This is a genomic window from Mycolicibacterium arenosum, assembly GCF_024320865.1.
In the GTDB taxonomy this organism is placed as follows: domain Bacteria; phylum Actinomycetota; class Actinomycetes; order Mycobacteriales; family Mycobacteriaceae; genus Mycobacterium; species Mycobacterium arenosum.
The window spans coordinates 140704-166731 of the sequence record NZ_JANDBD010000010.1 but is presented as its reverse complement, the minus strand read 5'-3'; the positions used below and the strand labels follow the sequence as shown (position 1 = coordinate 166731).

The following is a 26028-nucleotide window of genomic DNA, read 5'->3' as shown; positions in this document are numbered from 1 at the left end:
GTTTGTTCACCCGGCGATGAGCGGCTTGAGGGCCTCTGCCAACGCGGTCGCCTTGCCCGGCTCGTACCCGTTCACCGTGACCGGGCTGATGATCACACCGTCGACGCCGACGTCGAACACCCTGGATTTGATCTGCTCGGCGATGTGCGCCGCGCTGCCCACCATCATGTTCGCGCGCATCTCCTCGGGGATCATGTCCTCGGTGGCGCCGTCGTCGATCAGGGCGATGACGAAGCTGCTGGTCTCCAGCGTCGCGGGGTCGCGGCCCAGCTCCTCGCAGGCACGCTGCACGACCTCGATCTTGTGCGGTAGTTCATCGAGCCCGGCACTGATGTTGAGGTGGTCGAAGTGCTTGGCCGCCAACGGAATCGTCTTCTTCTCACCCTTACCGCCGATCAGCAGGGGGAGGTGGTCGCGGAAGCGCGGCTCCGCGATGGCCTCCTTGACGCGGTAGTGCTCACCGGTGAAGGTCGGCCGTTCCCCGGCGAGCATCGGCACGATGATCTGCAATGCCTCGCCGAGCTTGTTGAACCGGTCTGTGAAGGTGCCGTACTCGAAACCGAGCGATTCGTGCTCGAACTCGAACCACCCGGTGCCGATGCCCAGGATCGCCCGGCCCTGGCTCATCACGTCGAGCGTGGTCACCGCCTTGGCCAACAACGCCGGATTGCGATACGAGTTCCCGGTCACCATGGTGCCCAGTTGGACTCGTTGGGTCGCGGCGGCGAGTCCGCCGAGCGCCGTGTAGGCCTCCAGCATCGGCTGGTCCGGGCTCCCCATCCCTGGTAGCTGGTAGAAGTGGTCCATTAGGAAGACGGAGTCGTAGCCGGCGGCCTCGGCCTCCTGCGCCTGGGCGATCACGGTGGGGTAGAGCAGCTCGACCCCGGTGCCGTAGGAGAAGTTGGGGATCTGCAGCCCCATCCGGATCGGCACGCCGTTACTCCGCGAGAAGCGGCTTGAGCAGTTCGGCGACCGCCGTCGCTCCGCCCGGCTGGTAGCCGTTGAAACTGGTGACCGGGCTCAGGATCACGCCGTCGATCCCCGCATCGAGCACCTTCGTCTTGACCTGCTCGGCGACCTGCTCCGGGCTGCCGAAGACGGCCTGCTGCCTGAAGTCGGGCGGGATGACGTCGGCGGTGACGTTCTCGTCGATGATCGCGACGACCAGCATGCTGGTTTCGAGCGTGGCCGGGTCGCGGTCGATCTTCTCGCACGCCTCCTTGACGACCTGGACCTTGCGGGGCAGCTCGTCGAAGCCGGCGATGACGTTCAGATGGTCGAAGTGCTTGGCGGCCAACGGGATCGTCTTCTTCTCGCCGCTGCCGCCGATCATCAGCGGAATGTGGTCGCGGAACCGGGGCTCGGCCATCGCTTCCTTGACGGTGTAGTACTTACCGCTGAACGTCGGCCGCTCGCCCGCCAGCATCGGCACGATGATGTCGAGCGCCTCGTACAGCTTGTTGAACCGGTCGGTGAACGTACCGAACTCGTAGCCCAGCGAGTCGTGCTCGAACTCGAACCACCCGGTGCCGATACCGAGGATCGCGCGGCCCTGACTGATGACGTCGAGTGTGGTGATGGCCTTGGCCAGCAGCGTCGGATTGCGGTAGCTGTTGCCGGTGACCAGCGTTCCGAGTTGCACCTTCTCAGTGGCGGCCGCGAGCGCGCCGAGCGCGGTGTACGCCTCGAGCATCGGCTGGTCGGGCGTCCCGAGACCGGGCAGTTGATAGAAGTGGTCCATCAGGAAGACGGAGTCGTAGCCTGCGGCTTCCGCCTCCTTGGCCTGCGCGATGACCGTGGGGAAGAGCTCCTCGACCCCGGTGCCGTAGGAGAAGTTGGGAATCTGAAGTCCGAGTCGAATCGTCACGGGTTCGACCCTGCCACCATTCGACGGAACGAGCCCTGGAGTTTCGCTCGGCGCGAAGCCGGAATAATTCGGGCTCAACCGAAGTTCGCGAGTGCTCCGTGACTCACGTGCAGCGTCTGGCCGGTGATGTGGCGGGCCGACGGCGTCGTGAGGAACAGGGCCAGTCGGGTGATCTCGGTGGCGACCGACGGGGGAGTGCGGCCGATGCCGTCGTAGCCCGGCTCGGCGCCGCGGCCCGCAGCCACCGCGTTCACCGTGATCCCCCGGATCCCGAAGTGCGTCGCCTGTCCGGCGGTCCAGTTGGACACCGCGGCCTTGATCGCAGCCTCGGGGCTGCCCTCGGCGGGGTTGTCCGGAACCACGTTGACGATCGCGCCGCCCGCCCGCAACTGGTCTCCGAGGATCTGCACCGTCAGGACCGCGGACAGCAGGGTGGCGTCCAGCGCGCTGCGCCACGCCGTCGCGCGGTCGGCGAGCGTGAAGGTGCGGGGATCGCCGCCGAGCCACTGCGGCGACGGCACGTTGATGATGGCGTCGAGGTAGTGCGGGAAGTGCTTGCGCGCCTCTTCGAGGCTGGCGGGATCGGTGTTGTCGAACACGATCGAGTCGACGTCGAGTTCCTTAGCGGCGACGTCGAGTTCGTCGCGCCGGGCGCCGGCGATCACCACGGTGTGGCCGGCCTCGCGAAAGCCCTCCGCAATGGTGCGTCCGAGATCGGTGTCGCCACCGGTGAGCAGCATGTCCATAGCCAGAGCCTCCTCGTGTTCAGCGCCGAACCCGGCTCATGTTACTGGACGGTAGCTAGCCGTGGAAATCCGCCACGCGAGATGTTCGGAGGCCGCCGCGACTGTGCTGTCTCTAGGGTTGGCCACGTGACCGGCAACGCGACGCTGCCGCGCTGGATCTACGTCCCCGCGGCGCTCGGAGTCGTGTTCGTTGCGCTGCCGCTGGTCGCGATCGTCGTGCGGGTCGACTGGCCGGACTTCCTCTCGCTCATCACCAGCGATTCGTCGGTGACCGCGCTCTGGCTCAGCCTGCGGACGGCCGCCGCGAGCACCGTGCTGTGCATCGTGCTCGGCGTCCCGATGGCGATGGTGCTGGCACGCAGCAGTGGCCGCATCGTGACGTGGGTGCGGCCGCTGGTGCTGTTGCCTCTGGTGTTGCCGCCGGTGGTCGGTGGCATCGCCCTGCTGTACGCCTTCGGCCGGATGGGTCTACTCGGCAGGTACCTCGACGCCGCCGGGATTCAGATCGCGTTCTCGACGACGGCCGTCGTGTTGGCTCAGACGTTCGTGTCGCTGCCGTTCCTGGTCATCGCGCTGGAGGGCGCCGCGCGCACGGCGGGTGGCCGTTTCGAGGTCGTCGCCGCCACGCTCGGGGCCCGCCCGACGACGGTGTGGCGACGGGTGTCGCTGCCGCTGCTGGCGCCGGGTCTGGCGTCGGGTGCCGTGCTCGCGTTCGCCCGCTCGCTCGGTGAGTTCGGCGCCACGCTCACCTTCGCGGGTTCACGGGAAGGCGTCACGCGAACGCTGCCGCTGGAGATCTACCTGCAGCGGGAAAGCGACGCCGACGCGGCGGTGGCGCTGTCGGTGTTGCTCGTCCTGGTCGCGGCGGTGGTCGTCGTCGGACTCGGCAGCCGCAGGCTCAAGACCGCCGGGCTGGGCGGGTGACTCCGTGAGCGGGCTCGAGGTGACGGCCGTCGTCCGGGACCGGTCGTTCGACGTCGAGGTCACCGTCGGTCCCGGTGAGGTGCTCGCGGTCATCGGATCCAACGGTGCGGGCAAATCCACCCTGCTGCACCTGATCGCCGGGTTGCTGGCCCCGGACTCCGGCGTCGTCCGCGCCGGTGAGCGGACGCTCACCGACACCGCACGCGGCGTGCACGTCGCCACCCACGATCGTCGGGTAGGCCTGCTGATGCAGGATGCGCTGCTGTTTCCGCACCTCAGCGTTGCCGCCAACGTCGCGTTCGGGCCTCGCAGCGCAAAACGGCTGAGCCGCAAGGACTCTCACGACCGGGCCCTGGAATGGCTGGCAGAAGTCGATGCCGTCGACTTCGCCGACCGCACGCCCGGTCAACTCTCGGGCGGCCAAGCGCAGCGGGTGGCGCTGGCACGCGCGCTCGCGGCGGACCCGGACGTCATCCTGCTCGACGAACCGCTCGCGGGCCTCGACCTCGACGTGGCGAGTTCCGTCCGTCAAGTGCTGCGCCGGGTGCTGACCAGGGACGGCCGGTCGGCCGTCCTGGTCACCCACGACCTGCTCGACGTCGTGACCCTCGCCGACCGAGTGGTGGTGCTCGAGGCGGGCCGGATCGTCGACTCGGGCCCTACGGTGTCGCTGCTCGCCGCCCCGCGCAGTCGCTTCGGCGCCCGGTTCGCCGGCGTCAATCTGGTGTGCGGACGGGCGACGGGCGATGGCGCCCTCGTCACGGACTGGGGTGCCACCTGGTACGGCCAACCGGGCCCCAGCCTGGAAGCGGGCACCTCCGTGGCCGCCGTCTTCACGCCGTCCGCCGTCGCCGTCTACCGCGAGAAGCCACACGGCAGTCCGCGCAATACGGTCGACGTCGAGGTCGCCGAACTGGACGGTACGGGTCAGACCATGCGCGTACGAGCGCTCGAACAGGCCGACGGCACTCCGGGACTCGCCGCGGACGTGACGGCGCAGGCAGCGGCGGATCTGCGACTCGCCCCCGGCGAGCGGGTGTTCTTCAGTGTCAAAGCCCAGGAGGTGGCACTTCACCCGATGGCGTAACGGTCTCGGGCGGACGGGCGAACTACCGATCATGAAGCCGGGAGCGACCCTCCCGGACGCCGTGTTGCCAGCAATCGTCGACATCGCGCTCTGTAACGTGATTCATCGCACACAGCAACTTCGTAGAAAGACACTCTAAGAGCAACTCACACTTGCGTCACGGCCGTAACACGGTATTTTCTTCCCCATGCACCACCCGGACGCGAGCCGTCGACGCCGTACGAGACTGTCCACCCAGCTAGCGACGGCCGCTGTGGCCTGCGCGCTCGCCGTGCCCGGCATCGCCAGCGCCGAACCCGTACCCAGCCCGCCGCCGCCTCCGGCGCCGGCACCCAGCGGGCCGTTGATGCTGGAGCCCACCGCGGCACCGCCGCCACCGGCGGACCCGAACGCGCCGCCGGCGCCTGCACCTGCGCCTGCCGACCCCAACGCCGCGCCCGTCGATCCCAACGCGCCGCCCGCCCCGGCGCCGCCACCGCCCCCGGAGCCGGGCCGCGTCGACAACGCGGCCGGTGGCCTCAGCTACGTCGTCCCCAATGGTTGGAAGGTCTCCGACCAGACCCAGCTGTCCTACGGCCAGGCGCTTCTGACCAAGATCCCCGCTGCGGGGACCGACCAGAGCCCCAGCGACACCAGCATTCTGCTCGGCCGGCTCGACCTGAAACTGTTCGCCGGCGCCGAGGCCGACAACACCAAGGCCGCTCAGCGGTTGGCGTCCGACATGGGCGAGTTCTTCATGCCGTTCGCCGGGACGCGCGTCGCGCAGGAGTCCGGTGCGCTCGACGCCGCGGGCGTGCCCGGTGCGTTCAACTCGTACGCGGTGCAGTTCACCGACACGACCAAGCCGGAGGGCCAGATCTGGGCCGGTGTCGTCGGCAATCCGGTTCCCGCGGGCACGCCGCGCGGTCAGCGCACACCCGAGCGCTGGTTCGTGGTGTGGCTCGGCACCGCCAACAACCCGATCGACAAGGGTGCGGCCGTCGCATTGGCCAACTCGATCCGGCCGTTCACGCCGCCGCCCCCGCCCGAGGCTCCGCCGCCGGACCCGAATGCGCCCCCGCCGGATCCGAACGCCCCCCCGGCGCGTCCGGGTGTCGGCGTTCCCGTGCCCGTCACCGACGCTCCGCCGGAGATGCTGCCTGCAGGCTGATTCCGGATGGCCAATCGTGGCCACGATGTCGATCCATTCGTTACCTGTCCGGGGTATACCCAAGGGTGACCCAGCAGCCGCTGGGCATCCCAGGGGCGAAAGGCAGGACGTCGTCATGGAAATGGTTGCCGCTACGGAGTTCCTCGCTCGATCCAGCACGCAGACGAGCGTCGGCTGGATCGGCTACATCATCATCGGCGCGATCGCGGGATGGATCGCGGGAAAGATCGTCAAGGGCGGTGGCTCGGGCATTCTCATGAACATCGTCATCGGCGTCGTCGGCGCCCTGATCGGCGGCTTCCTGCTGAGCTTCTTCCTCGACACCGCCGGCGGTGGCTGGTGGTTCACGCTCTTCACCGCGATTCTGGGTTCGGTGATCCTGCTGTCGATCGTCGGAATGGTCCAGAGACGCAACTAGCGGCTCACAGTGCGGCGAGCACGCCGCGCAGAGCGGCGCTGAGGCTTCCCGCGTTCTGCCGATAGAGCGGTCCGCGCCCGTCTGCGAGCAGCAGCCGCAGGCGGGCCATTCCGCGCACCCGCACCGGAGCAGGCCCGGCCAGCCGTCGGCGCACGTCCTCGATGAGCTCGCGGTGCCGGAGCACCTCCGGTGTGCGGACCGCGACCCGCGGATTCAGCACGTCGGGACCTTCGACGGCGTCGCGCACCACCAGTGTCAGGCTGCGGGCCAGATCGGTGCGTTCGCGCCTGGTCGACAGCCGGTACCGATGTGCCGCCAGCACGGATCCCGGCCGCACGTCCGCGTCGGCGTCGATGCGCCTGTCGAGGCGCCGAGCCAGTAGCCGAGCGCGCAGTCGCGTTGACCAACCGGGTCGCACGTGCGCCCACGGTTGCCCCGCCGCCAGCGGTTCGAATGTCCTGTCGGTCCACACCGAGTGCGTTGTCATGTCGATCCCCTCGTTCTCATCGTGACTTTCAAAAAGGCTATACCGGTCACGCATGACCAGTCAAACGTTTTAGACAGTCACCAGTGGAGTAGGGTGTGAATATGACGACGACCCAACCGTGGCTCGGAGACACGGAGGCCAAGCCCGCGCCCGAACCGCTGCGCCGGGTGCAGGCCCTGATCAACACCGTTGACTGGGAGTCGGGCCGCGACCGACTGGCAACCGCTGACGACGCCGAACCATGGCTGATGGACCACGACCTCCTCGACTCCGACGCCGCGGTGTCGGGCGACGACCTGCACGTCCTCGTCGAGGCTCGGGAAGCCCTGCGCGCGCTGGTTATTCAGAACACCGACGGCAACGCGCCGGCCGCCGCCGTCACCGCACCCCTGCGCGCCATCGCCGCCGACGTGGCTCTGCGGGCCTCGGTGGGGACGGACGGGCGGATCGGTGTCGCACCCGTCGGCAGTACAGTGCGCGACCGGATCGCCGGCCTGCTGCTTGTGGTCCAGGATGCTCAGCGCGGCGGGACGTGGACCCACCTGAAGGCCTGCGCGAACGACGAGTGCCGGTGGGCGTTCTACGACCGGTCACGCAACCACGGCGGCACCTGGTGCGACATGTCGTCGTGTGGCAACAGGCTGAAGAACCGGGACTTCCGGGCCCGGAAGCGCGCGCACCGCTAGCTCCTACGCCGCGGGACGGAACCGTTCGTCGTCGACGAACACGATGTCGATGCGGCGTATGGGGCGCGACTGTCGGCCGGGCAGGGGTGGTGCCTGGGAGTGGTGTTTCGCACCGGTGGGGGTGACGAATTGCGCCGTGTGGGTGCCGTTCTCGTCGACCCCGGCGGTCACCGTCCACCCCGGCGCTTCCTTCGCGTAGTTGCAGGCCTCGCACTCCCCGATGCCGTTGAGGGCGTCGGTCCTCCCGTTATCGGCATGACGGGTGGCGTGATCGGTGTGCCGGATCGGCGCGTCGCAGTACGGCGTGCGACACGTGTCGTCACGCACGGCGATCAGTTTCGCCAATCCCCTCGGGAAGCGCCGCGAGCGGGATTCCATCGCCACCAGCGCCCCGGACTTCGGATGCCGGAACAGGCGCCTCAGAGTGGCCCGCGTCCGAGTCCCGGTCGCCGCGGCGACGATCAACCTCCGTGCGATCGACGCCGGGATCGGCCCGTAACCCGAGACCCGCGCCGGGATGTCGTTGTCACCCAACAGCGTCTCGTCGGTGATCACCATGTCCACGGCGATCGGCACAGGCACCTCGGCGGGCTGGCCGGTGATCCGCTCGTAGAGGGTGTCGGCCATCACCTGACCGCGGCAGCGACCGTCGAAGGTCACGTCGGCTTCCCGTTTGAGGGCGGCGTAGACGCTGACGCCCCTGGGCATCGGCAGCAGGGCCGTCACGTAGGTCATGTTGTCCGGTGCCGGCCGGATCGTCACGGTCCGCTCGGACTCGGCCTTCACCGCTCTGTCGACGAACGCCTGCGGGTCGAGCTCGTAGGCGATGGCCTTCGCGTCGGCCTCGATCCGTTTGTCGCCTTTGCCCTCCAGAAGGTTCTGGTCGGCACACATCCGGCGGTCCAGTTCGCGGCGGTCCTCGACGTCCAAGCACGCCGACTCCCGCACGATCAGCGTGGCCCGCCACTCCGAGAGAGCACCCGCCTTCAACGCGGCCAGAGTGTGCGGCATCTCGTGGACCAGGGCGCGGGCGAACCCGAGGTGGCGACCACCCCGATTCGGCGAGTCGCGTCGCGCCAACGCGATCTCACCGGCCAACCCGCGGCCGCGGCGGCGGGCGGGCACCCCCTCGGCTTCCTCACGGGCGTGGCGCCGGGCGGCGAACGCGGCGGTCAGTTCGGCCTGTTCGGCAGCAGCCGCGCACTTCTCGCGTTCGAGTTCGGCGATGCGATCGATCATCGCGACCTCGTCCGCGGGCGGATCCACCGCCTTCAGTTCGAACATGTGTGCGATTGTGCCATCGCCCACCGACAATTCAGGTCGAGGCGTGCCAGACGAGGGCGGCCGCCAGGGCGCCGAGGCCGTTCAGCGACCAGTGCAGCGCGATCGGGGCGATGATGCTGCCGCTGCGCCTGCGCAGCCAGGTGAACACGAAACCCGCGGCGCCGGTGGCGAGCACGGCGAGCACCACGCCGCACACCATCCCGGTGACGCCGCCGCCGAAGATCTGCGTGAGGCCGACGTTGCTGCTGGTCATCCCCAGCGACGTCGCGATGTGCCACAGTCCGAACAGCAGCGAGCCCGCCGCCGCGACACCGCGAAACCCCCAGGCCCGGTCCAGCGCTCCGTGCAGCACCCCGCGAAACGCGAGCTCCTCGGGAATCACGGTCTGCAGCGGAATGATGATCATCGACGCGATCAGCGCGCCGGACAGCGTGGCATAACGGTCGTTCATGAACATCGGCCGCGTCCAGGGGAGCAGTGCCCCGATGGCGATGACCAGACCGACGAGGCCGACGGCCGCGACCGCGTAGCCGGCCCCGGAACGCCAGTGCTCGCGACCGAGTCCGAGTTCGGCCCAGCCCAGCCCGCGCGACCGCACCAGCAACACCAGACCGACCGCCGCGGCGGGCACCACCGCGATGTTCGCCCACGGGGTGGTGAAGTGGGCCAGCAGATTCGTCAGGGCGAGCACCACGACGACGACGCCGATGTCGACGTAGATGCGAGCGTGATGCAGCGCTGAGAGCTGGTCGATCAGCGGGTGGGGTGGCGCATCGACCGCGCTGACATCAGACATAACCGGCCAAGTATACCGGTTTGGCGCATACCCCCAGCTCACGACGGCCTTCTCAGGGCCGCGAGCACGGCGCCCAGGGGGCTGATCAATACTGTCCCCATGGTTGACAGGTGTCAGGTATTGGCCTCGGTCAGGGTTCTCGACCTCGGCGACGCCGATACCGACATCGTCGGCCGCCTGCTCGCCGACCTCGGTGCCGACGTCCTGAAGATCGAACCGCCGGGCGGCGCGCCGGGTCGCCACACCGCCCCCTCGGTGGCGGGGACGAGCATCGGGTTCACGCTCGGCAACGCCAACAAGCGCTCCGCGGTTCTGGACCCGGAGTCACCCGCCGACCGTGCGCGGCTGGTCGATCTGGCCGGCGCCGCCGACGTGCTCATCGACCGTGGTGGGGTCGCGGCGTTCGGCACCACCGCCGGTGAGCTCGCCGACCGCTTCCCCCAACTCGTCGTGCTCGCCGTCAGCGACTTCGGCGCGACCGGGCCGCGGGCGCACTGGCGGGCCACCGACGCGGTGCTGTGCGCCATGTCGACCGCTCTGTCGCGCTCCGGTCCGACGACGGGCCGCCCGGTGCTGCCGCCCGTCGGCATCGCATCGGCGACCGCGGCGGTGCAGGCGACCTGGGCGACCCTCGTCGCGCTGTATCACCGAATGCGCTGCGGCACGGGCGACTACATCGACTTCTCCCGGTTCGAGGCGGTGGTGCAAGCGCTCGACCCGCCGTTCGGATCCGAGGGCCAGGCAGCGGTCGGGCTGAAGCAGTCCCACGAACTGTGGCGCGGCCGACCTCGCAACCAGCAGATCTATCCGACGTTCGCCTGCCGCGACGGATTCGTCCGAATGTGTCTGCTGTCGGGAAGGCAGTGGCGGGGAATGTTCGGCTGGCTCGGGGAACCCGCACGGTTCTCCGACCCCGCATTCGAGACCATCGCCGCGAGGTACGCCGCGAGCGCCGAACTCAACGCGGCCTTCGCCGAGCTGTTCGCCGATGGCACCATGGCCGATCTCGTGGCCGAAGGGCAGCGCCGGGGAGTACCTCTGGCCGCCGTGCTGACACCGGCTGAGGCGCTCGCCTCCGCCCACTTCCAATCCGTCGGGGCCCTCACCGAGGTGGCCTTCGGCGACTCACGGCTGCCGGCTCCCACCGGCCCGTTCGTGCTCGACGGGCGACATGCGGGACACGTTGCGGAGTGCGCCGAGGCCGAGCCGACCTGGATCGCTTCCGCGAAGCGACCGCAGATACGCGAAAGCCTCTCGGCGACAAGGCCTTTCGAGGGCCTGCGAATCCTCGACCTGGGCGTGATCGTCGCGGGCGGGGAACTGGGCAGGCTCTTCGCCGATCTCGGTGCCGACGTGGTCAAGATCGAGAGTGCCGCGTATCCGGACGGATTGCGCCAGACGCTGCCCGGCAAACCGATGAGCAGGTCGTGGGCCCTGACCCACCGCAACGAGGCCAGCCTCGGACTCGACCTTCGCCACCCCGACGGCGCCGAGTTGTTCCGCAGGCTGGTCGCCGGAGCGGACGCGGTGTTCGCGAACTTCAAGCCGGGAACCCTTGAGTCGCTCGGGTTCTCGCATACCGAGCTGCTGAGAATGAACCCGCGGATCGTGTTGGCCGAGAGCAGCGCGTTCGGCGCGACGGGGCCGTGGAGCGCTCAGATGGGATACGGCCCTCTGGTGCGTGCCACGACCGGCGTGAGCCGGCTGTGGGCGTCCGACGATCCCGCCGATACCGGCTTCTACGACGCGACGACGATCTTCCCGGACCACGTCGCCGCCCGCATCACCGCGATCGCCGCGCTGGCGGCCATGATCGGCGGCGACGACACCGGTGCCCACGTGCACATCTCGCAGGCCGAGGTCGCCGTGAACACGCTGGCCACCTCGTTCGTCGCGCAGGCGGCGCGTGCGGCGGGACTCGACGTCGACGCGGGCGACGAACTCCACGGCGTGTATCCGTGCGCGGGTGACGACGAGTGGTGCGTGGTCTCGCTGCGCTCCACCGCCGACCGCGACGCGCTCGCGGACGTGCTGGGGGTCGACGGCCTGCCGTCCGACCGGGCCGCGATCGCCGAGTCGATCGCCGCCTGGAGCGTCGGACTGGACAAGGTCACCGTCGCCGAGCGACTGCAGGATCGCGGCGTCTGCGCAGCGCCGATGAACCGTGCGGTGGACGTGCTCGCCGACCCACAACTGCGCCACCGCAACGTCTTCGCCGAGATGGTGCACCCGCTGTTCGAGAAACCCATGCACGCCGAACGCCGCGCGGCACCGAGCAGGCACATCCCCGACGCCGACCTGCGGCCGGCGCCGATGCCCGGCGAGCAGACCCGCGCGGTGTGCCGCACGCACCTCGACCTGACCGACGACGCCGTCGACGACCTCATCGAGCGGGGCGTGCTGTTCGCCTGGCAGCCCGACGAATCCTGAACCGCAACCGACAGAAAGGCTCCACCTTGTCCCTCGACCCCAGAACACCGGTGCTCGTCGGCTACGGCCAGGTGAATCAGCACGACGAACGTCCCGAGGTGGAGCCGGTCGACCTGATGGTCGAGGCCGCGCGAGCCGCCGCCGACCCGCGGGTGCTGGAGGCGGTCGACTCGGTCCGCATCGTGAACCTGTTGTCGTGGCGGTACCGGGATGCGGGACTGCTACTGGCGCAGCGCATTCGAGCCGATGCGGCGAGCACGCTGTACACCGGGATCGGTGGCAACGTACCGCAGTCCCTGGTCAACCGCGCGTGCCTGGACATCCAGGCGGGCCGCAACGACGCCGTGGTGATCGCCGGTGCCGAGACATGGCGCACGCGCCATCGGGTGCGGGCGCGCGGCGGCTCGCTGGACTGGACCAAGCAGAGCGACTCCGTGCCGATGGCACCGGGTTCCGACGAGGTGTTCCCGATGGCCGGGCCGGGGGAGTTGCGCATTCATCTCGACCGGCCCGCCTACGTCTACCCGATGTTCGAGCAGGCCGTCCGCATCGCGGCGGGCGAGACACCGGATGCGCACCGACGCCGCATCGGCGAACTGTGGGCGCAGTTCAGCGCGGTCGCCGCCACCAACGCGCACGCGTGGAACCGAAAGGCGTTGGCGGCCGACGAGATCTGGCAGGCGGGCCCGGACAACCGCATGGTCAGCTGGCCGTATCCCAAGCTGATGAACTCCAACAACATGGTCGACCAGGGCGCGGTGCTCGTCCTCACCTCGGTCGAGAAGGCGCAGCATCTGCAGATCCCCTCGGACCGCTGGGTTTTCCCCTACTCCGGGACCGACGCGCACGACACCTACGAGATCAGTCAGCGTGCGTCTTTCGAATCGTCGCCGGCCATCCGAATCGCCGGTCGCCGCGCGCTCGACCTGGCGGGCACCGACATCGGCGATGTGGAACTCGTCGACGTGTACTCGTGCTTCCCGTCGGCCGTCCAGGTCGCGGCGCGTGAACTGGGACTTCCCGTCGGCGATCCGGCGCGGCCGCTGACGGTGACCGGCGGGTTGACGTTCGCGGGCGGGCCGTGGAACAACTACGTGTCGCACTCGATCGCCACCATGGCCGAACGACTCGTCGAGGGCCCGCAGCGGCTGGGCCTCATCACGGCCAACGGCGGGTACCTGACCAAGCACAGCTTCGGCGTGTACGGCACGCAGCCGCCGACGCGCGAGTTCGCCTGGGAGGACGTGCAATCGGAGGTGGACGCCCAGCCGACCACCGCCGTGGAGGTGGAGTGGTCGGGCACCGGCACCGTCGAGACGTGGACGACACCGTTCACCAGGGAGGGTGACGCCGAGAAGGTGTTCGTCGCCGTGCGCACCCCGGAGGGTGCGCGCACGCTGGCGGTCATCACCGACGGGTCGCAGGCGAAGACCAGCACGACGGAGGACATCGCGGGCGCCGGGATCGTCGTCGCCGCCGACGGGACGGCGAACCTGGCGTGACTCCGCTTCTTCCGTAGCGCCGTGGTTACGCGCACCTGACCGTCACGACACGCGGCGGGCGTACTCGTTGTCAATGACCGACACCGACACGCGACCCGACCTCGTCGAGGACAACGCACCGCGCCGATCACCCTGGTACACGTCGCTGTTCCTCCAGCTGCTGATCTTCATCGTCGCCGGCATCGCCGTGGGCTGGCTGTTTCCCGAGTTCGGCGCCAGCCTCAAGCCGATCGCCGACGCGTTCATCAAGTTGATCAAGATGCTGATCGCGCCGATCATCTTCTGCACCGTGGTCATCGGGATCGCCCACGTCGGCGACCTCAAGTCCGTCGGTCGCATCGGGGTCAAAGCGCTCGTCTACTTCGAAGTGGTCACGACCTTCGCGCTGCTGTTCGGGTTGGTCATCGGCAACCTGGTCAAGCCGGGGGCGGAGTTCAACATCGACGCCGAGACGCTCGCCACCGGCGCCGACGCCGTCGCGCAGAAGACCGGTGACGGCGAGTTGCCGCACACGGTGGAGTTCCTGCTGAACATCATTCCGACGTCGGCTGTTTCGGCGTTCGCGGAGAACCAGTTGCTTCAGGTGCTGTTCTTCGCCGTGCTGTTCGGTCTGGCGCTGGCCAAGTTCGGCGAGCACGGCCCACCGGTGGTGTTCGAGCTCGTCGAGCACCTCAGCGCCCTCTTCTTCACCATCATCGGGTGGATCATGCGGTTGGCGCCGCTGGCCGCGTTCGGCGCGATGGCCTACATCATCGGCCAGTACGGCATCTCGTCGCTCGGCAGCTACGCGAAGCTGATCGCCGCGTGCTACCTCGGTGCGGCGCTGTTCATCCTGGTGCTCGGCGCCATCGCGTGGTTCCTCGCGGGCGTGAACCTGTGGCGCTTCGTCGACTACATCAAGGACGAGTTGTTCCTCGCGCTGGGCACCGCCTCCACCGAGGTGGTGCTGCCGCGCATCATGGACAAGCTGATGTTCGCCGGATGCTCCCGCACGACAACCGGTTTGGTGGTGCCGACGGGATACTCGTTCAATCTGGACGGGGCCACCCTGTACCTGTCGATCTGCGTGCTGTTCCTCGCCCAGGCGCTCGGCGTCGACCTCACCCCGGGCGAGCAGATCACCGCTGTTCTGGTGCTGATGCTGACGTCGAAGGGCATGGCGGGTGTACCCGGCTCGTCGTTCCTGGCGCTGTCGGCGACCGTCGCCGCGATCGGACACGGCGCGATTCCCGTCGCCGCCGTGGCGCTGCTGCTCGGGGCCGACCGCATCATGGACTCGATGCGCGTGTCGGTGAATCTCCTCGGCAACTGCGTGGCGACGATGGTGGTGGCGCGCTGGGAGGGTCAGCTCGACGCTGACCGGATGCGCCGGGTGCTCGCGGGCGAGCCGGTGCAGCCGTTGGAGGAGCCGGTGGCGGAGGAACGCGCCGAGGCGAGGGCCTAACGTCCGCCCGCCCTCGCCAGCTGTAGCACCTCGTCGGTGGTCGGCGGGCTCTGCGGGTGGTGGGACAGGCACCACGGCGCTCGAATCCGGTGGAAGGCTTCACCTTCGAGCGCGACGTAGAAGTTGCCCGCCCGTAGCTTGCTGATGTCGGGCACCTCGCCGCCCTTGACGCGCGCCATCTCCCTGGCGGTGGCGATCTGCGCGGGGGAGTTGAGCAGACCGTAGAACTGCGTTGCGGCGTTGCCCGGCACGTAGTTGTGCAGACCGCGAGGAGCCTGCGTGGCGAACACCAGCCCGAGACCGTACTTGCGGGCCTGCGACACCAGCGCCAATGTGCTTCTGGTGCAGGCGGTGTAGCGATCCGACGGCGCGAAGTTCTGGGCCTCGTCCATCACCAGCAGCCCGCCCAGCGGTCGGTTGCCCGCCGGATGGCGCTTGATCCACGAGAACAGCGCCATCTGCAGTTGGTTGACGAATCCCTCGCGCTGTTGATCGTTGGTCAGGCCGGCCATGTTGATCACCGACACCCTGGCCCGGCGGCCGGGGGAGGGCGTCAGGAGCACGCCGGGGTCGGCGGACGCACCGTGACCGCCGAACAGCGGATCGTTGACCATCGCCGCGTGCAGGTTCGCCGAGAGTTCGGCGGCGAGCTTCGGGCCCTTGGGCAGTTCACTCACCCCGGACGGGAGATCGCCGAGCATGGCGATGAACCCGGGCAGAGTCGCCCGCGGTTGGTTGCGCGCGTAGTGCCGCAGCGCCACTTTCAGCACGGCGCGGGATTGCATCGCCTTCGCCGTGTTGCCGGTGATGAGCGCGCGTGGCTCGAGGGCGGCCGCCGCCGACTCGATGGCCTCGTCGAATTCCTCGTGGTTGTCGATCACCCCGGCGAAGTCCGGCAGCGGCTGGAACGACAGCGGCCGGCCCGAGTCCCTGCGAGGGGTCCACACGACCACCTCGGAGTTCGCGAAGAACTCGGCGGCTCGGGCGTCGTCAGCCGGATTCCACCCGATCGGAGGTTCCGGCCACGGGCTGCCCAATCGCGACAGGTCGTTGTTGGGGTCCAGCACGATGGACGACACGCCGCGCAGCGCGCACTCCTCGATGAGCCGCCGGATCAACACCGTCTTGCCGGAGCCCGAACCGGCGAATATCACCGTGTGCTTGCGCAGCGCGGACAGCTGCACCGACACCGGCACCCCCGCCGTGTCGACGCCCAACGGCAGCATGTCGGGGGTAGTGACGACGTCGGGGTAGTCGGGTGCGGTGGAAGTCGGTGCGGCCACCGGGGTTTCGGGCGGGGGCTGGGGAGCAGGCGGAGCCTCGCCGGCGACGTCGTCGAGGGCGGCGCGCAGCAGCGCGGTGCCGTGCGCGGGTTGCCGCTGACGCAGCCAGTCGGGCAGATCCCGGTGGTCGTCGTCGATCATGTCGCGCAGCGCCGACAACGTGCGCAGGTCGGACTCGCTCAGCGGAAGGGTGCGCACGCCCGCCGCCTCGACCTCGGCGATGAGCGCCGCGGTCTTGGCACCACCGGGCCACGCGGTGTTGCGTAACAGCACCAGGCGTCTGCGATCCGGGTCGGATGCGATTCCCGTTGCGTCCCAGGCCTTCCGAATGCGGGTCTGCACCGCCCCGGCGTGCCCGTGTGCGATGGCCCGAAACGACCAGTGCCGCTCGTCCTCGGTCGCGGCGTCGAGGCTCTGCCGCAACCGCGCGTGCAGTGCCACCACTCGACCGGGCGGTGGGTCCGTGCGGAAGGAACGCTCGGCCGAGTCTCGCTCCGCGATCCACGCCTGCAGACCCGCCGCCAGCAGGCCGGGAACCGTGGTGTCCTCGCCATCGGGATTCAGTGCGGCGGAGGCGACGGCGCGCCCGCGGTACTCGGCGAATCGCCGGTCGAGTTCAGCGGTAACCGTCTGCGGCACCGTCGTCGATGTTGTTGTGGTCGTCTGAATTTCGTCGCCGAGATGGGCCAGCTCGACCACCTCGTCGGTGCGCAGGCAGGCGCGTACGTGCTCGTCGGCACGCTGCAGTAGGCGCCTCGGGGTGTAGTCCGGGGCGTCGTCGAACGCCGACGGCAGGATCGGCCAGCTCGGGTACGGCGGCAGGAAGCCGGACAGCCGGTAGCGGGCGCTGAAGCGGCGCTCCAAGATGGCGCGGCCGACGTCCGCGTTGGGCAGTCGCTCGAGCACCTCCGACTCGCGGAACCGGTCCGCTACGGTCGCAGTCGCCTTGTCCTGGATCAGTTCCCACACGCTGGGCAGGCAGGCCACCACCGCGACGGTCCGCCGCGTCGCCTCCTTGATGCCCATCAGACCGTGCGCCACGTGCTCGAGATTGCGGCTGTCGTCGTGAACGGCGCCGTCGCCGGTTGCCGACGTCGCCTGTGCGAGAAGCGTGTCGATCTGGTCGATCGCGAGTACCGCGGGCCCGGCGAGAGCCACCAGCCGGGAGATCTCGCCGACGGTCTGCTGTGCGGAGCGATTCTCGGCGCGTAGCCCCCACGTCACCCGCTCGTCGGCGGAGATCTCGCCACCCGCGCCGAGAAACGCCTCGCCGATGTCCTGAAGCGCCGGATCGTTGGAGGCGACGAGCACCATCGCGCGCAGCGTCTGCCGGCAACTGCGCACGGTGGCGCCGCGCGCCGCGCCCACAGCCTCGACGAACTCGTTGAGGATTTCGGGGGTCAGATCCTCGTCGCCGATGAGGGCACGCCGGGCGGCCCGTGAGACGTGGGCGAACTGTTCGAGCTGCCACAGCAGATCCTTCAACTGCGTCTCGCGTACCTTGCCCGGCCTGCCGAGGCTGTCCATGATGCCGCCGCGCGTCGACTGCCAGAAGTTCGTGGCGTCGAGGAGTTGCACCATGAAGAAGTACCCGCCCGCCGACTGCACGCGGTCGCGCACGTGTCCGAGCAGATGGGTCTTCCCGGAGCCGGCGCGTCCTCGCAGAGCCACGCCGATCGGGCTGGAGTCGGGCTGCTGGTCGGCATCGTCGAACGCGCTCATGACGTCGGCCAGTGCCCCGTCGTGCAGGCCGCCGATGTGCGACTCCTGCGGATGCCAGATGTCGTCGAGCGTTTCGACCCAGTTCAGCCGGAGTTCGGCGAGCGCTTTGCGCTGGCGTTCGTCGATCATGACCGGATCGCCATCAGGTGGTTCTTCTCGCCGCCGATGACGACCGCCGCAACGTCGTCGGCGTCGGTGAGCACCTTCTGGTTCTCCTCGGGAATCAGGCTGATCCCGCGGGACCGCAACAGGTCTCGCAACACATTGTCCACGTCGTCACGGTCGACGTCGGCCAACTGTCCCCGCAGGCGGGTCAGTGAGACCCAGCCACCGGGCCGGCTCGCGAGTTCCGCGTAGACGCTGCGGATCCGGCCCTCCACGTCGTCGCCCGCGACCGCGGCGGGTTCGTCGGCGGCGGGCGTGATGATGTCCGCGAGCGCCAGATCGGCATCGGTGAGGTATCGGTCGAGCGCTTTCAGCACGGTGTACATCGCCTTCTTCTGCCCCGTCACACCGGCGGGTGCGTCGATACCGGCGATCGCACGGCACATCCGCCACCCCTTCTCGGTGAGCTCGACCATCATCGGCTTGCCCCGCACCTCGATCAACTCCTTGCGCTGCAGGTTCTCTCGCTGCGACTTGGTCAGATCGGGTCCGAGATCCTTCAACCGGGCGTTGGGCACCGGGCGGCACTCCGCCATCAGTACGAGCAGGACCGCCTGCTCGCCGCCGGTCAGCTCGTCGGGGTGGACGCTCACTGAGTATCGCCTTTCTGCCGTGAGGTGACGAGGCGCTCGATGACGCTCAGAACGCGGGACGGGTCGCCGAGGATCTCGTCGTTGGTGAATCTCAATACTGCATAACCGTCGAGAACGAGGGAGTTGTCACGACGGCGGTCGTCGGCGTACTTGAGCGCGCCGCGGTGGTCCGGGCCGTCGATCTCGACCGCGCACCGAAGGTCGGGCCACATCAGATCGACGCGGATCGGCGGCACGAGTGAATGCGGTTGATGCACTTGGTTCCAGACGCGGCCGCGTGCCCACTCAGCGGCGGCGAGCCGCTGCTCGAGGCGTTGTTCGGCCGCGCTGCGCGGGTGGGGCCGTCCCGTGATCGCCGGGTAGTCGGGTCTGGGCGGCTCGGCGGGCGACGCCGCTGCGGCCCGTGCCACGAGGTTCGGTAGTTCGGGGGACACGGCGGGGAACCGGTCGACGCCCGCCAGTTCCGGGCCGACCAGCCATACGCCGACACCGCCGTGATCGGCCAGCCAGGCGGCGGCCGCGCCGGCACCGCCGTCCGAATCGGAGCCGGCGGAGCCGACGAGCATGACGACGAGGGCGTCGCGCCGGTATGCCAGGGTCAGGATCCGAGTCAGCCCGCGCACCCTCGTCTCAGCGGGGAACACGGCGCTTGCGGAGCGACCGGTCAGGGCGTCCTCGGCCAGCGCCGCCAGGAACGGGCCGTAGTGCGCCGTGGTCGCCGCGAGCGTGTGCGCGCGTGTGCGGACGGCTCTCCGATCGAGGAGGCTGACACCCTCCGCGTGTTCGCCGCCGGGCAACCACGCCGGGAACAGGTCGCGTGCCACGCTCGACAACTGGGCCACGACGTCGTCGACGATGTGCGCAGCCGGGGCGGACGGGTCGATGTCGCAGCCGATCACGGCGGGCGCGCTGCCGCCGAGGGAGTCCAGCGCCACCGCCATCGCGGCGCGATCGGCTCCGGCGATGCGGACGACACCGTAGACCGGAAGCCCGGCCCAGTGCGCCGCTGTCGCCGATGGATGAGCCTCCACGCTCACCAGCACCCCCTCGGCCAGACGGTCACCACATTCTGGACCACGCTGCCCGGATCGGCAGGGCGGGGCCGTGCTGCGCGGAGGTGGCTCAGTGCACGCGATCGCCGTTGCGACGCTGCGCGAACGACCACGGGTCGGCCTTGCTCTGCACCCAGGTCCACACCGCCTGAACTTCGCGCACGAACACGGCGGCGCCGGTGCGATCAACCCCGTCGAACGTCTGCACCTCGGCTGCCACCAGCGATTCGTCGTACCCGGCGCGGACGCCGAGGTTGCGAAGATCGCCGTCGAACTCGTCGCGGACGCGCAGCGCCAAGGCGCGCAGTCGCGAAGCGGTGTTCTCACCGAGCACCGCGACGACGGTTCGGCGATCGCTCTCGAGCACGGCTCTGGGGGACTTGAGGCCGGACCTGAACAATTCGCGAGCCGCGCGAACCGCGGCGTCGATGCTGTCGCGCCTGCTGGCGAGCAGTGCAAGCACCAGCAGTTGAAACAGCGGAGTGGGCCGGTCCTTCAGGCGGATTCCGCTCCGCGCTGCGTATGAGTCGTCCGCGCCTCCCGTCAGGAGGCGGACGAAGTGCTTCACGGGCCGCATTGTGAGGGTCATACCCATGCGCCGCGGCGACTAATCCCGGCTACTTGGGCGGCAGGCCCTTGGCGTACTCGACACCCCTGGTCACCCAGGACTGGAGTCGGCGTGTGGTCGCGACGCCCTCATCAGCCACCCGCAGCCATCCCCGCGTCTCCCGGCCCGCCATGATCATCGGCTCGACGTGCTCGCGGGCGAGCAGAGCCTCCGTGTCGTCGGGCGGCACCCGCACCATCAGCCCGCCGCGGCCGCTCGCGGCCACCGCCATGTGCCCGCCGATCAGGAACGCCAATCCGCCGAACATCCCCTTCTCCGTGACGGTTTCGTGTGCGAGCAGCTCGCGGATGCGGTTCGCGAGGACGTCGTCGTAGGCCATCCCCCCACGTAATCACACCGCCGGAGCCGTCACCACCCGTTCGGCGGCTGCCAGCCGAGACGCGGCCCGAGTCGCTTAGCCAGGTCGTCGATGATCTGCGTGTAGTCGTCGGGCCCGAACGTGAAGGGCAGCGCGAATGCCACCTCGTCGGCCCGTTGAAAGCCGGCGTGCTCAAAGAGCCTGTCGGCCAGTTCGTCGGAGGTGCCGACGAAATCCGGCGAGAACAACATGCCGCGCGGACCCTGCGGTGACGTGGTGCGATCGAATCTGCTTGCGGCGTAGTCCCGATAGCGGCGGACCTGGTCGTCGGTCGCCGAATCCGTCGGGATGACCACCAGCCCCTGCGAGACCCTGGCGCGCTCCGGCGCCGCGTGGTGCGCGCGGAACGCATCGATGTGCTCGCCCTGGATCGTGGCGAAATCTCGCGACTCGGTGCCTTCGATGGTGACGACCGAACTGGTCAGGTAGTTGATGCCCTGTTGGCCCGCCCAGATCGCCGAGTCCCGGCCGCCGCCGTACCAGACCCGGTCGGCCAGTCCGGGGGAGTACGGCTGAATGCTGTCGGTGAACTGCTCGATGCCCACCGTGCCGGCGAAGTCGCTGACCGGTTCGCCGCGCAGTCCGCGAAGCAGGCGCAGTACCCGTTCCTTCGAGAAGTCCTGCAGGTCATGGGATTCCGGGTACAGCGCCGTCTTGTAGTGGTCGTAGAGCATCGGCGTGCCCACCGAGACACCGGGATTGATGCGCCCACCGGAGAGGAGGTCGACGGTGGCGAGATCCTCGGCCAGCCGGAACGGGTTCTCCAGCCCCAGCGGGATGACGGCGGTGCCAAGTTCGATGCGGCGAGTGCGCTGACTGGCCGCTGCCATGATCGCCACGGGCGAGGAGATCCCCGGTTGCAGGTGCCGGTCTCGCAGCCACACGCTGTCGAAGCCGAGATGCTCCGCCCGCACGATGGTGTCCAGCGTCTCCTCGAGCCCCGGCCGCGGGTCGGCGACGTCGAATCGGCCGATCGTCAGGAAACCGAGCTTGCGCAGGGGGTCGCCTCGTCTGGGCAAAGCAGTCCTCTCACCAGCGTGACGCCGGAGTCACGCCCGTCCTTCGGGGTGACTCCGGCGTCACGTTCGATTCACTTGTCAGGCAGCCACAGTCGCCACGTCGGCCGCAGGCTCGAGAGCCAGCGCCACGATCTCCGCGACGTCGGTCATCGGCTTGACCTCGAGCGCCTGCAGCACCTCGGCCGGCACCTCGTCGAGATCCGGCTCGTTGCGCTGCGGGATGAACACGGTCTTCAGCCCGGCCCGTTGCGCGGCGAGCAGCTTCTGCTTGACGCCGCCGATCGGCAGCACCCGGCCGTTCAGCGTGACCTCACCGGTCATGCCGACGTCCCCGCGAACCTGCCGCCCGGTTGCCATCGACACCAGTGCCGTCACCATCGTGACGCCCGCCGACGGGCCGTCCTTGGGCACGGCGCCCGCGGGCACGTGCACGTGGATCTGACGGTCCAGGGCCTTCGGGTCGACGCCCAACTGCTCGGCGTGGGCGCGCACGTAGGACAGAGCGATCTGCGCCGACTCCTTCATGACGTCGCCCAACTGGCCGGTGAGCTTCAGTCCCGGCTCGCCGTCCGTCGCGCCCGCCTCGATGTACAGCACGTCACCGCCGAGACCGGTGACGGCCAGGCCGGTCGCGACACCGGGCACCGCCGTGCGCTCGTCGGAGTCCGGCGTGAACCGCGGACGACCGAGGTACTCGACGAGATCCGGCTCGTCGATGGTCAACGCCGCGGGGTCGGCGGCGAGTTTCGTCGTCACCTTCCGCAGCGCCTTGGCGAGCAGGCGCTCGAACTGCCGCACGCCCGGTTCACGGGTGTAATCGGCGGCGATCTTGCGCAGCGCAGCGTCGGTCACCGTCACCTCGCCGTCGGCGAGGGCCGCACGCTCGGCCTGCCGGGGCAGCAGGTAATCGCGCGCGATGGCGACCTTGTCGTCCTCGGTGTAGCCGTCGATCTGGATCAACTCCATGCGGTCCAGCAGCGCCGACGGGATGTTCTCGATCACGTTGGCGGTCGCCAGGAACACGACGTCGCTCAGATCCAGATCCAGCTCCAGGTAGTGGTCGCGGAACGTGTGGTTCTGCGCCGGGTCGAGCACCTCGAGCAACGCGGACGACGGATCGCCGCGGTAATCCGAGCCGACCTTGTCGATCTCGTCGAGCAGGACGACCGGATTCATCGAACCGGCTTCGCCGATGGCGCGCACGATGCGGCCGGGCAGTGCGCCGACATAGGTGCGCCGGTGGCCGCGAATCTCGGCCTCGTCGCGCACGCCGCCGAGGGCGACGCGAACGAACTTCCGGCCCAGCGCCCGTGCCACGGATTCACCGAGTGACGTCTTGCCGACACCCGGAGGGCCTGCCAGCACCATGACGGCACCGGATCCGCGCCCGCCGACGACGGCCATGTTGCGCTGCGCCCGCCGTGCCCGCACCGCCAGGTACTCGACGATGCGGTCCTTGACGTCCTCGAGGCCGTGGTGGTCGGCGTCGAGGATCTCCCTGGCCGACTTCAAGTCCGTCGAGTCGTCGGTGGTGACGTTCCACGGGAGCTCCAACACCGTGTCCAGCCAGGTGCGGATCCAGCCGCCCTCGGGGCTCTGCTCGCTGGAGCGCTCCAGCTTGCCGACCTCGCGCAGCGCGGCCTCGCGGACCTTCTCCGGGAGGTCGGCGGCCTCGACGCGGGCCCGGTAGTCATCAGAGCCCTCCGGCTCACCTTCGCCGAGCTCCTTGCGGATCGCGGCGAGCTGCTGGCGCAGCAGGAACTCCTTCTGCTGCTTGTCCATGCCGGAGCGGACGTCCTCGGCGATCTTGTCGTTGACCTCGACTTCGGCCAGGTGCTCGCCGGTGACCTCGATCAGGAAACGGAGGCGACGACTCACGCTTTCGGACTCGAGCAACTCACGCTTCTGTTCGCTGGTCAGGTACGACGCGTAGCCGGCCGTGTCGGCCAACGCCGACGGATCGGTGATCTTGTTGACCACGTCGACGATCTGCCACGCCTCGCGGCGCTGCAGCATCGCGAGCAGCAGCTTCTTGTACTCCGCCGCGAGCGCCTTCGTGTCGTCGTCGGATTCGGCGTCGGGCACTTCGGTGACCTCGACCCACAGGGCCGCGCCGGGCCCGGTGGTGCCGGTTCCGATGTGTGCACGGCGCTCACCGCGGACGACGGCTGCCGCGCCACCACCGGGGACCCGGCCGACCTGCACGATCGAGGCGAGCACGCCGTAGGTGGGGTAGCGGTCGTCGAGGCGGGGGGCGATCAGCAGCTTGCCCGACTCCGTGGCCTGCGCGGCGTCAACCGCGGCACGCGCTGCGTCGTCCAGCTCGATGGGCACCACCATGCCGGGCAGCACCACCGGTTCGGTGACGAACAAGACGGGAACTGCGATGGCTTCAGACATCAATCCTCCAAAGTTGAACCTGATGCGCTCAACCCTGGGATGGACTCCTTTGTTCCCGGCGATCGCCGAGAGCGGAATGCGCGGAATACCCCCGAGCCTCGCGGGGTCGTAGACCGTATGAGCAGAGCAGTTCAGAGCGATCCGATCGCCGGCATGGTCATCGCCATCACCGGCGCCAGCAGCGGCATCGGGGAGGCCACCGCGCGACTGCTGGCCGAACGCGGCGCGAAACTCGTTCTCGGCGCGCGGCGGACGGACCGTCTCGATGCGCTCGCAGCCGAACTGTCGTCGGACGTGCGCACCGTGCCGACCGACGTCACCCGCCGCGCGGACCTGGAGCACCTGGTCGGCACTGCGGTCGACGGGTTCGGTGGGCTCGACGTGCTGGTGAGCAACGCGGGTGTGGCGTCGCTGGGCCCCTTCACCGACGGCGACGTCGACGGGTGGACGGCGATGATCGACGTGAACCTGCGCGGGGTGTTGTACGGGATCGCCGCGGCGATGCCGGTGTTCCTGCGGCAGGGCCGCGGCCACTTCGTGACGACGGTGTCGACTGCGGGGCTGAAGATCGTGCCCGAGATGGGTGTCTACGCGGCGACGAAGAACGCCGTCCGGACCGTCATGGAGGCGCTGCGCCAGGAATCCACTGACGGCGCGATACGAACCACCGGCATCTCACCGGGCTACGTGCGGACCGACTTCGCCGCCCCCGGTGAGCAGGACGAGATCGGCTCGCACATGCCGGAATTCGCGATCGCACCGGACGCGGTCGCGCGCGCCATCGCCTTCGCCATCGAACAGCCGGCCGGGGTGGAGATCGGTGATCTCACCATCAGACCGACGGTGCAGGGCTGACCGACAACGAGAAGGGAGCCTGCCGTTCGGGGGGTAACGGCAGGCTCCCTGGTCTCGCGATGGAGCTATGCGACTGCTTGCGCTCCGAGGACTCGCTGGATATCGGGCAGCATCTGCTGAGCCTGCTGGCCCCAGTACGCCCAGGTGTGAGTCCCCTGCGGCGGGAAGTTGAACACACCGTTGGTGCCACCCGCGGCGACGTAGTTGTCGCGGAAGGTGAGGTTCGTCCGCAGCGTGAAGCCCTCCAGGAACTGCGCGGCCATCAGGTTCTGGCCGGCGGTACCGGAGTCGAGATCCGACGGGGTGCCGGTGCCGCAGTAGATCCACAGCCGAGTGTTGTTGGCGACCAACTGATTGATGTTGACCATCGGGTCGTTGCGCTTCCAGGCCGGGTCACTCGACGGCCCCCACATGCTCTCGGCGTTGTAACCGCCCGCGTCGTTCATCGCGAGTCCGATCAGCATGGGCCACCAACCCTCGGACGGGTTCAGGAAGCCCGACAACGAGGCCGCGTAGATGAACTTCTGCGGGTAGTAGATCGAGTAGGTCAGCGCGGAACCACCGGCCATCGACAGGCCGACGACGGCGTTACCGTTCTGCGACACACCCTTATTGGCCTCGAGGTAGGCGGGCAGCTCCTGGGTGAGGAACGTCTCCCACTTGTAGGTGTAGTCCTGCCCGTTGCCCTTCGACGGCTGATACCAGTCGGTGTAGAAGCTGGACTGACCGCCGACCGGCATCACAACGGACAGGCCGGAGTTGTAGTACCACTCGAATGCGTTGGTCTCGATGTCCCAGCCGTTGAAATCGTCCCGCGCACGCAGGCCGTCCAGCAGGTACACCGCATGCGGACCGCCGCCCTGGAACTGCACTCGGATGTTGCGATTCATCGAGGGGGAGAACACATCCAGATACTCCACGGGGAGGCCGGGCCGCGAAAATGCTTCTGCGGTCGCCGAATTCCCCGAGAAGCCGATCAGCCCGGGTAGCACCGCGGCAACCATGGCGCCGACCGCCAACCGGCGCGCCCATGCACCACGAATATTCCTGATGAACTTCATAACGGCAACCAACCGTCCTTTCGTCACGTCCTCTTCAAGCAAGCGCCGTTGCTCTGTGAGCGTCAGTGAAT

General features: G+C 68.9%; 23 protein-coding genes. 9 read left to right on the top strand and 14 right to left on the bottom strand.

What is annotated here, in order from left to right; all coding sequences use genetic code 11:
- Nucleotides 1-6: 6 nt before the first annotated feature.
- The 3 genes from NM203_RS23480 to NM203_RS23470 all read right to left on the bottom strand — a co-directional run bounded on the left by NM203_RS23480 (nucleotide 7) and on the right by NM203_RS23470 (nucleotide 2613).
- Nucleotides 7-933 carry an LLM class F420-dependent oxidoreductase gene (locus NM203_RS23480; RefSeq protein WP_255062897.1) on the bottom strand — a complete coding sequence of 309 codons (927 nt, stop codon included), beginning with the start codon at nucleotides 931-933 and terminating at the stop codon, nucleotides 7-9.
- Between the two features lie 4 nt (nucleotides 934-937).
- Complete coding sequence (locus tag NM203_RS23475; RefSeq protein ID WP_255062896.1) at nucleotides 938-1867, bottom strand: LLM class F420-dependent oxidoreductase; 930 nt, start codon at nucleotides 1865-1867, stop codon at nucleotides 938-940.
- Nucleotides 1868-1941: 74 nt separating this feature from the next.
- Nucleotides 1942-2613, bottom strand: coding sequence for an SDR family oxidoreductase (locus tag NM203_RS23470; protein ID WP_255062895.1), 672 nt, complete (start codon nucleotides 2611-2613; stop codon nucleotides 1942-1944).
- A gap of 126 nt (nucleotides 2614-2739) precedes the next feature.
- Here NM203_RS23470 and NM203_RS23465 point away from each other — a divergent pair, with 126 nt between their 5' ends.
- The 4 genes from NM203_RS23465 (at nucleotide 2740) to NM203_RS23450 (ending at nucleotide 6192) form a co-directional block, all read left to right on the top strand.
- Nucleotides 2740-3537, top strand: coding sequence for an ABC transporter permease (locus tag NM203_RS23465; protein ID WP_408633399.1), 798 nt, complete (start codon nucleotides 2740-2742; stop codon nucleotides 3535-3537).
- A gap of 4 nt (nucleotides 3538-3541) precedes the next feature.
- Nucleotides 3542-4624: a sulfate/molybdate ABC transporter ATP-binding protein gene (locus NM203_RS23460; protein ID WP_255062893.1), complete on the top strand. Its 1083-nt coding sequence runs from the start codon at nucleotides 3542-3544 to the stop codon at nucleotides 4622-4624.
- A 187-nt stretch (nucleotides 4625-4811) separates the two neighbouring features.
- Nucleotides 4812-5774: an APA family fibronectin-binding glycoprotein gene (locus tag NM203_RS23455; protein WP_255062892.1), complete on the top strand. Its 963-nt coding sequence runs from the start codon at nucleotides 4812-4814 to the stop codon at nucleotides 5772-5774.
- 115 nt (nucleotides 5775-5889) lie between these two features.
- On the top strand, nucleotides 5890-6192 hold the full coding sequence (locus NM203_RS23450) for a GlsB/YeaQ/YmgE family stress response membrane protein (RefSeq protein WP_255062891.1): 303 nt from the start codon (nucleotides 5890-5892) through the stop codon (nucleotides 6190-6192).
- 4 nt (nucleotides 6193-6196) lie between these two features.
- Here NM203_RS23450 and NM203_RS23445 read toward each other — a convergent pair whose 3' ends face one another.
- Nucleotides 6197-6679: a hypothetical protein gene (locus NM203_RS23445; RefSeq protein WP_255062890.1), complete on the bottom strand. Its 483-nt coding sequence runs from the start codon at nucleotides 6677-6679 to the stop codon at nucleotides 6197-6199.
- A gap of 101 nt (nucleotides 6680-6780) precedes the next feature.
- Here NM203_RS23445 and NM203_RS23440 point away from each other — a divergent pair, with 101 nt between their 5' ends.
- Nucleotides 6781-7365, top strand: a complete 585-nt coding sequence (locus NM203_RS23440) for a CGNR zinc finger domain-containing protein (protein ID WP_255062888.1) — start codon at nucleotides 6781-6783, stop codon at nucleotides 7363-7365.
- A gap of 3 nt (nucleotides 7366-7368) precedes the next feature.
- Here NM203_RS23440 and NM203_RS23435 read toward each other — a convergent pair whose 3' ends face one another.
- Nucleotides 7369-8649 carry a 13E12 repeat family protein gene (locus NM203_RS23435; protein ID WP_255062887.1) on the bottom strand — a complete coding sequence of 427 codons (1281 nt, stop codon included), beginning with the start codon at nucleotides 8647-8649 and terminating at the stop codon, nucleotides 7369-7371.
- 31 nt (nucleotides 8650-8680) lie between these two features.
- Nucleotides 8681-9445 (bottom strand): CPBP family intramembrane glutamic endopeptidase, encoded by a 765-nt coding sequence (locus NM203_RS23430; protein WP_255062886.1) that lies wholly within the window; start codon nucleotides 9443-9445, stop codon nucleotides 8681-8683.
- A gap of 99 nt (nucleotides 9446-9544) precedes the next feature.
- Here NM203_RS23430 and NM203_RS23425 point away from each other — a divergent pair, with 99 nt between their 5' ends.
- From NM203_RS23425 to dctA, 3 genes are all read left to right on the top strand, one after another.
- A complete protein-coding gene (locus tag NM203_RS23425; protein WP_255062884.1) occupies nucleotides 9545-11875 on the top strand; it encodes a CaiB/BaiF CoA transferase family protein in 2331 nt (776 codons plus the stop codon).
- A gap of 26 nt (nucleotides 11876-11901) precedes the next feature.
- The gene (locus NM203_RS23420) at nucleotides 11902-13377 is read left to right on the top strand and encodes an acetyl-CoA acetyltransferase (RefSeq protein ID WP_255062882.1); all 1476 of its coding nucleotides are present in this window, start codon (nucleotides 11902-11904) and stop codon (nucleotides 13375-13377) included.
- 73 nt (nucleotides 13378-13450) lie between these two features.
- The gene (gene dctA, locus NM203_RS23415; protein WP_255062880.1) at nucleotides 13451-14821 is read left to right on the top strand and encodes a C4-dicarboxylate transporter DctA; all 1371 of its coding nucleotides are present in this window, start codon (nucleotides 13451-13453) and stop codon (nucleotides 14819-14821) included.
- Here the strand turns inward: dctA and NM203_RS23410 are convergent.
- The 7 genes from NM203_RS23410 to lon form a co-directional block, all read right to left on the bottom strand.
- A complete protein-coding gene (locus NM203_RS23410; RefSeq protein ID WP_408633405.1) occupies nucleotides 14818-17952 on the bottom strand; it encodes an ATP-binding protein in 3135 nt (1044 codons plus the stop codon). The two genes, dctA and NM203_RS23410, sit on opposite strands and share 4 nt — an antisense overlap.
- Nucleotides 17952-18584 carry a hypothetical protein gene (locus NM203_RS23405; RefSeq protein ID WP_255062877.1) on the bottom strand — a complete coding sequence of 211 codons (633 nt, stop codon included), beginning with the start codon at nucleotides 18582-18584 and terminating at the stop codon, nucleotides 17952-17954. The genes NM203_RS23410 and NM203_RS23405 overlap by 1 nt, the downstream gene beginning before the upstream one ends.
- The gene (locus NM203_RS23400; protein ID WP_255062876.1) at nucleotides 18581-19621 is read right to left on the bottom strand and encodes an endonuclease domain-containing protein; all 1041 of its coding nucleotides are present in this window, start codon (nucleotides 19619-19621) and stop codon (nucleotides 18581-18583) included. The genes NM203_RS23405 and NM203_RS23400 overlap by 4 nt, the downstream gene beginning before the upstream one ends.
- Before the next feature lie 85 nt (nucleotides 19622-19706).
- On the bottom strand, nucleotides 19707-20204 hold the full coding sequence (locus NM203_RS23395; RefSeq protein WP_255062875.1) for an endonuclease: 498 nt from the start codon (nucleotides 20202-20204) through the stop codon (nucleotides 19707-19709).
- 49 nt (nucleotides 20205-20253) lie between these two features.
- Nucleotides 20254-20583: a TfoX/Sxy family protein gene (locus tag NM203_RS23390; RefSeq protein ID WP_255062874.1), complete on the bottom strand. Its 330-nt coding sequence runs from the start codon at nucleotides 20581-20583 to the stop codon at nucleotides 20254-20256.
- 29 nt (nucleotides 20584-20612) lie between these two features.
- On the bottom strand, nucleotides 20613-21641 hold the full coding sequence (locus NM203_RS23385; RefSeq protein WP_255062873.1) for an LLM class flavin-dependent oxidoreductase: 1029 nt from the start codon (nucleotides 21639-21641) through the stop codon (nucleotides 20613-20615).
- A gap of 78 nt (nucleotides 21642-21719) precedes the next feature.
- Nucleotides 21720-24041, bottom strand: coding sequence for an endopeptidase La (gene lon, locus NM203_RS23380; protein ID WP_255062872.1), 2322 nt, complete (start codon nucleotides 24039-24041; stop codon nucleotides 21720-21722).
- 117 nt (nucleotides 24042-24158) lie between these two features.
- On the opposite strand from lon, the gene NM203_RS23375 reads away from it, so the two are divergent.
- Nucleotides 24159-24896, top strand: a complete 738-nt coding sequence (locus NM203_RS23375) for an SDR family oxidoreductase (protein WP_255062871.1) — start codon at nucleotides 24159-24161, stop codon at nucleotides 24894-24896.
- A 65-nt stretch (nucleotides 24897-24961) separates the two neighbouring features.
- Here the strand turns inward: NM203_RS23375 and NM203_RS23370 are convergent, their stop codons facing one another.
- A complete protein-coding gene (locus NM203_RS23370) occupies nucleotides 24962-25957 on the bottom strand; it encodes an esterase family protein (RefSeq protein ID WP_255062869.1) in 996 nt (331 codons plus the stop codon).
- Nucleotides 25958-26028 lie beyond the last annotated feature (71 nt).

What these genes read in the sequence shown, in the direction of transcription:
- NM203_RS23455 (WP_255062892.1), top strand. Translation starts at nt 4,812, where the DNA reads ATGCACCACCCGGACGCGAGCCGTCGACGCCGTACGAGACTGTCCACC.
- NM203_RS23445 (WP_255062890.1), bottom strand. Translation starts at nt 6,679, where the DNA reads ATGACAACGCACTCGGTGTGGACCGACAGGACATTCGAACCGCTGGCG.
- NM203_RS23390 (WP_255062874.1), bottom strand. Translation starts at nt 20,583, where the DNA reads ATGGCCTACGACGACGTCCTCGCGAACCGCATCCGCGAGCTGCTCGCA.
- NM203_RS23370 (WP_255062869.1), bottom strand. Translation starts at nt 25,957, where the DNA reads ATGAAGTTCATCAGGAATATTCGTGGTGCATGGGCGCGCCGGTTGGCG.
- dctA (WP_255062880.1), top strand. Translation starts at nt 13,451, where the DNA reads ATGACCGACACCGACACGCGACCCGACCTCGTCGAGGACAACGCACCG.
- NM203_RS23435 (WP_255062887.1), bottom strand. Translation starts at nt 8,649, where the DNA reads ATGTTCGAACTGAAGGCGGTGGATCCGCCCGCGGACGAGGTCGCGATG.
- NM203_RS23425 (WP_255062884.1), top strand. Translation starts at nt 9,545, where the DNA reads ATGGTTGACAGGTGTCAGGTATTGGCCTCGGTCAGGGTTCTCGACCTC.
- NM203_RS23375 (WP_255062871.1), top strand. Translation starts at nt 24,159, where the DNA reads ATGAGCAGAGCAGTTCAGAGCGATCCGATCGCCGGCATGGTCATCGCC.
- NM203_RS23450 (WP_255062891.1), top strand. Translation starts at nt 5,890, where the DNA reads ATGGAAATGGTTGCCGCTACGGAGTTCCTCGCTCGATCCAGCACGCAG.
- NM203_RS23440 (WP_255062888.1), top strand. Translation starts at nt 6,781, where the DNA reads ATGACGACGACCCAACCGTGGCTCGGAGACACGGAGGCCAAGCCCGCG.
- lon (WP_255062872.1), bottom strand. Translation starts at nt 24,041, where the DNA reads ATGTCTGAAGCCATCGCAGTTCCCGTCTTGTTCGTCACCGAACCGGTG.
- NM203_RS23470 (WP_255062895.1), bottom strand. Translation starts at nt 2,613, where the DNA reads ATGGACATGCTGCTCACCGGTGGCGACACCGATCTCGGACGCACCATT.
- NM203_RS23430 (WP_255062886.1), bottom strand. Translation starts at nt 9,445, where the DNA reads ATGTCTGATGTCAGCGCGGTCGATGCGCCACCCCACCCGCTGATCGAC.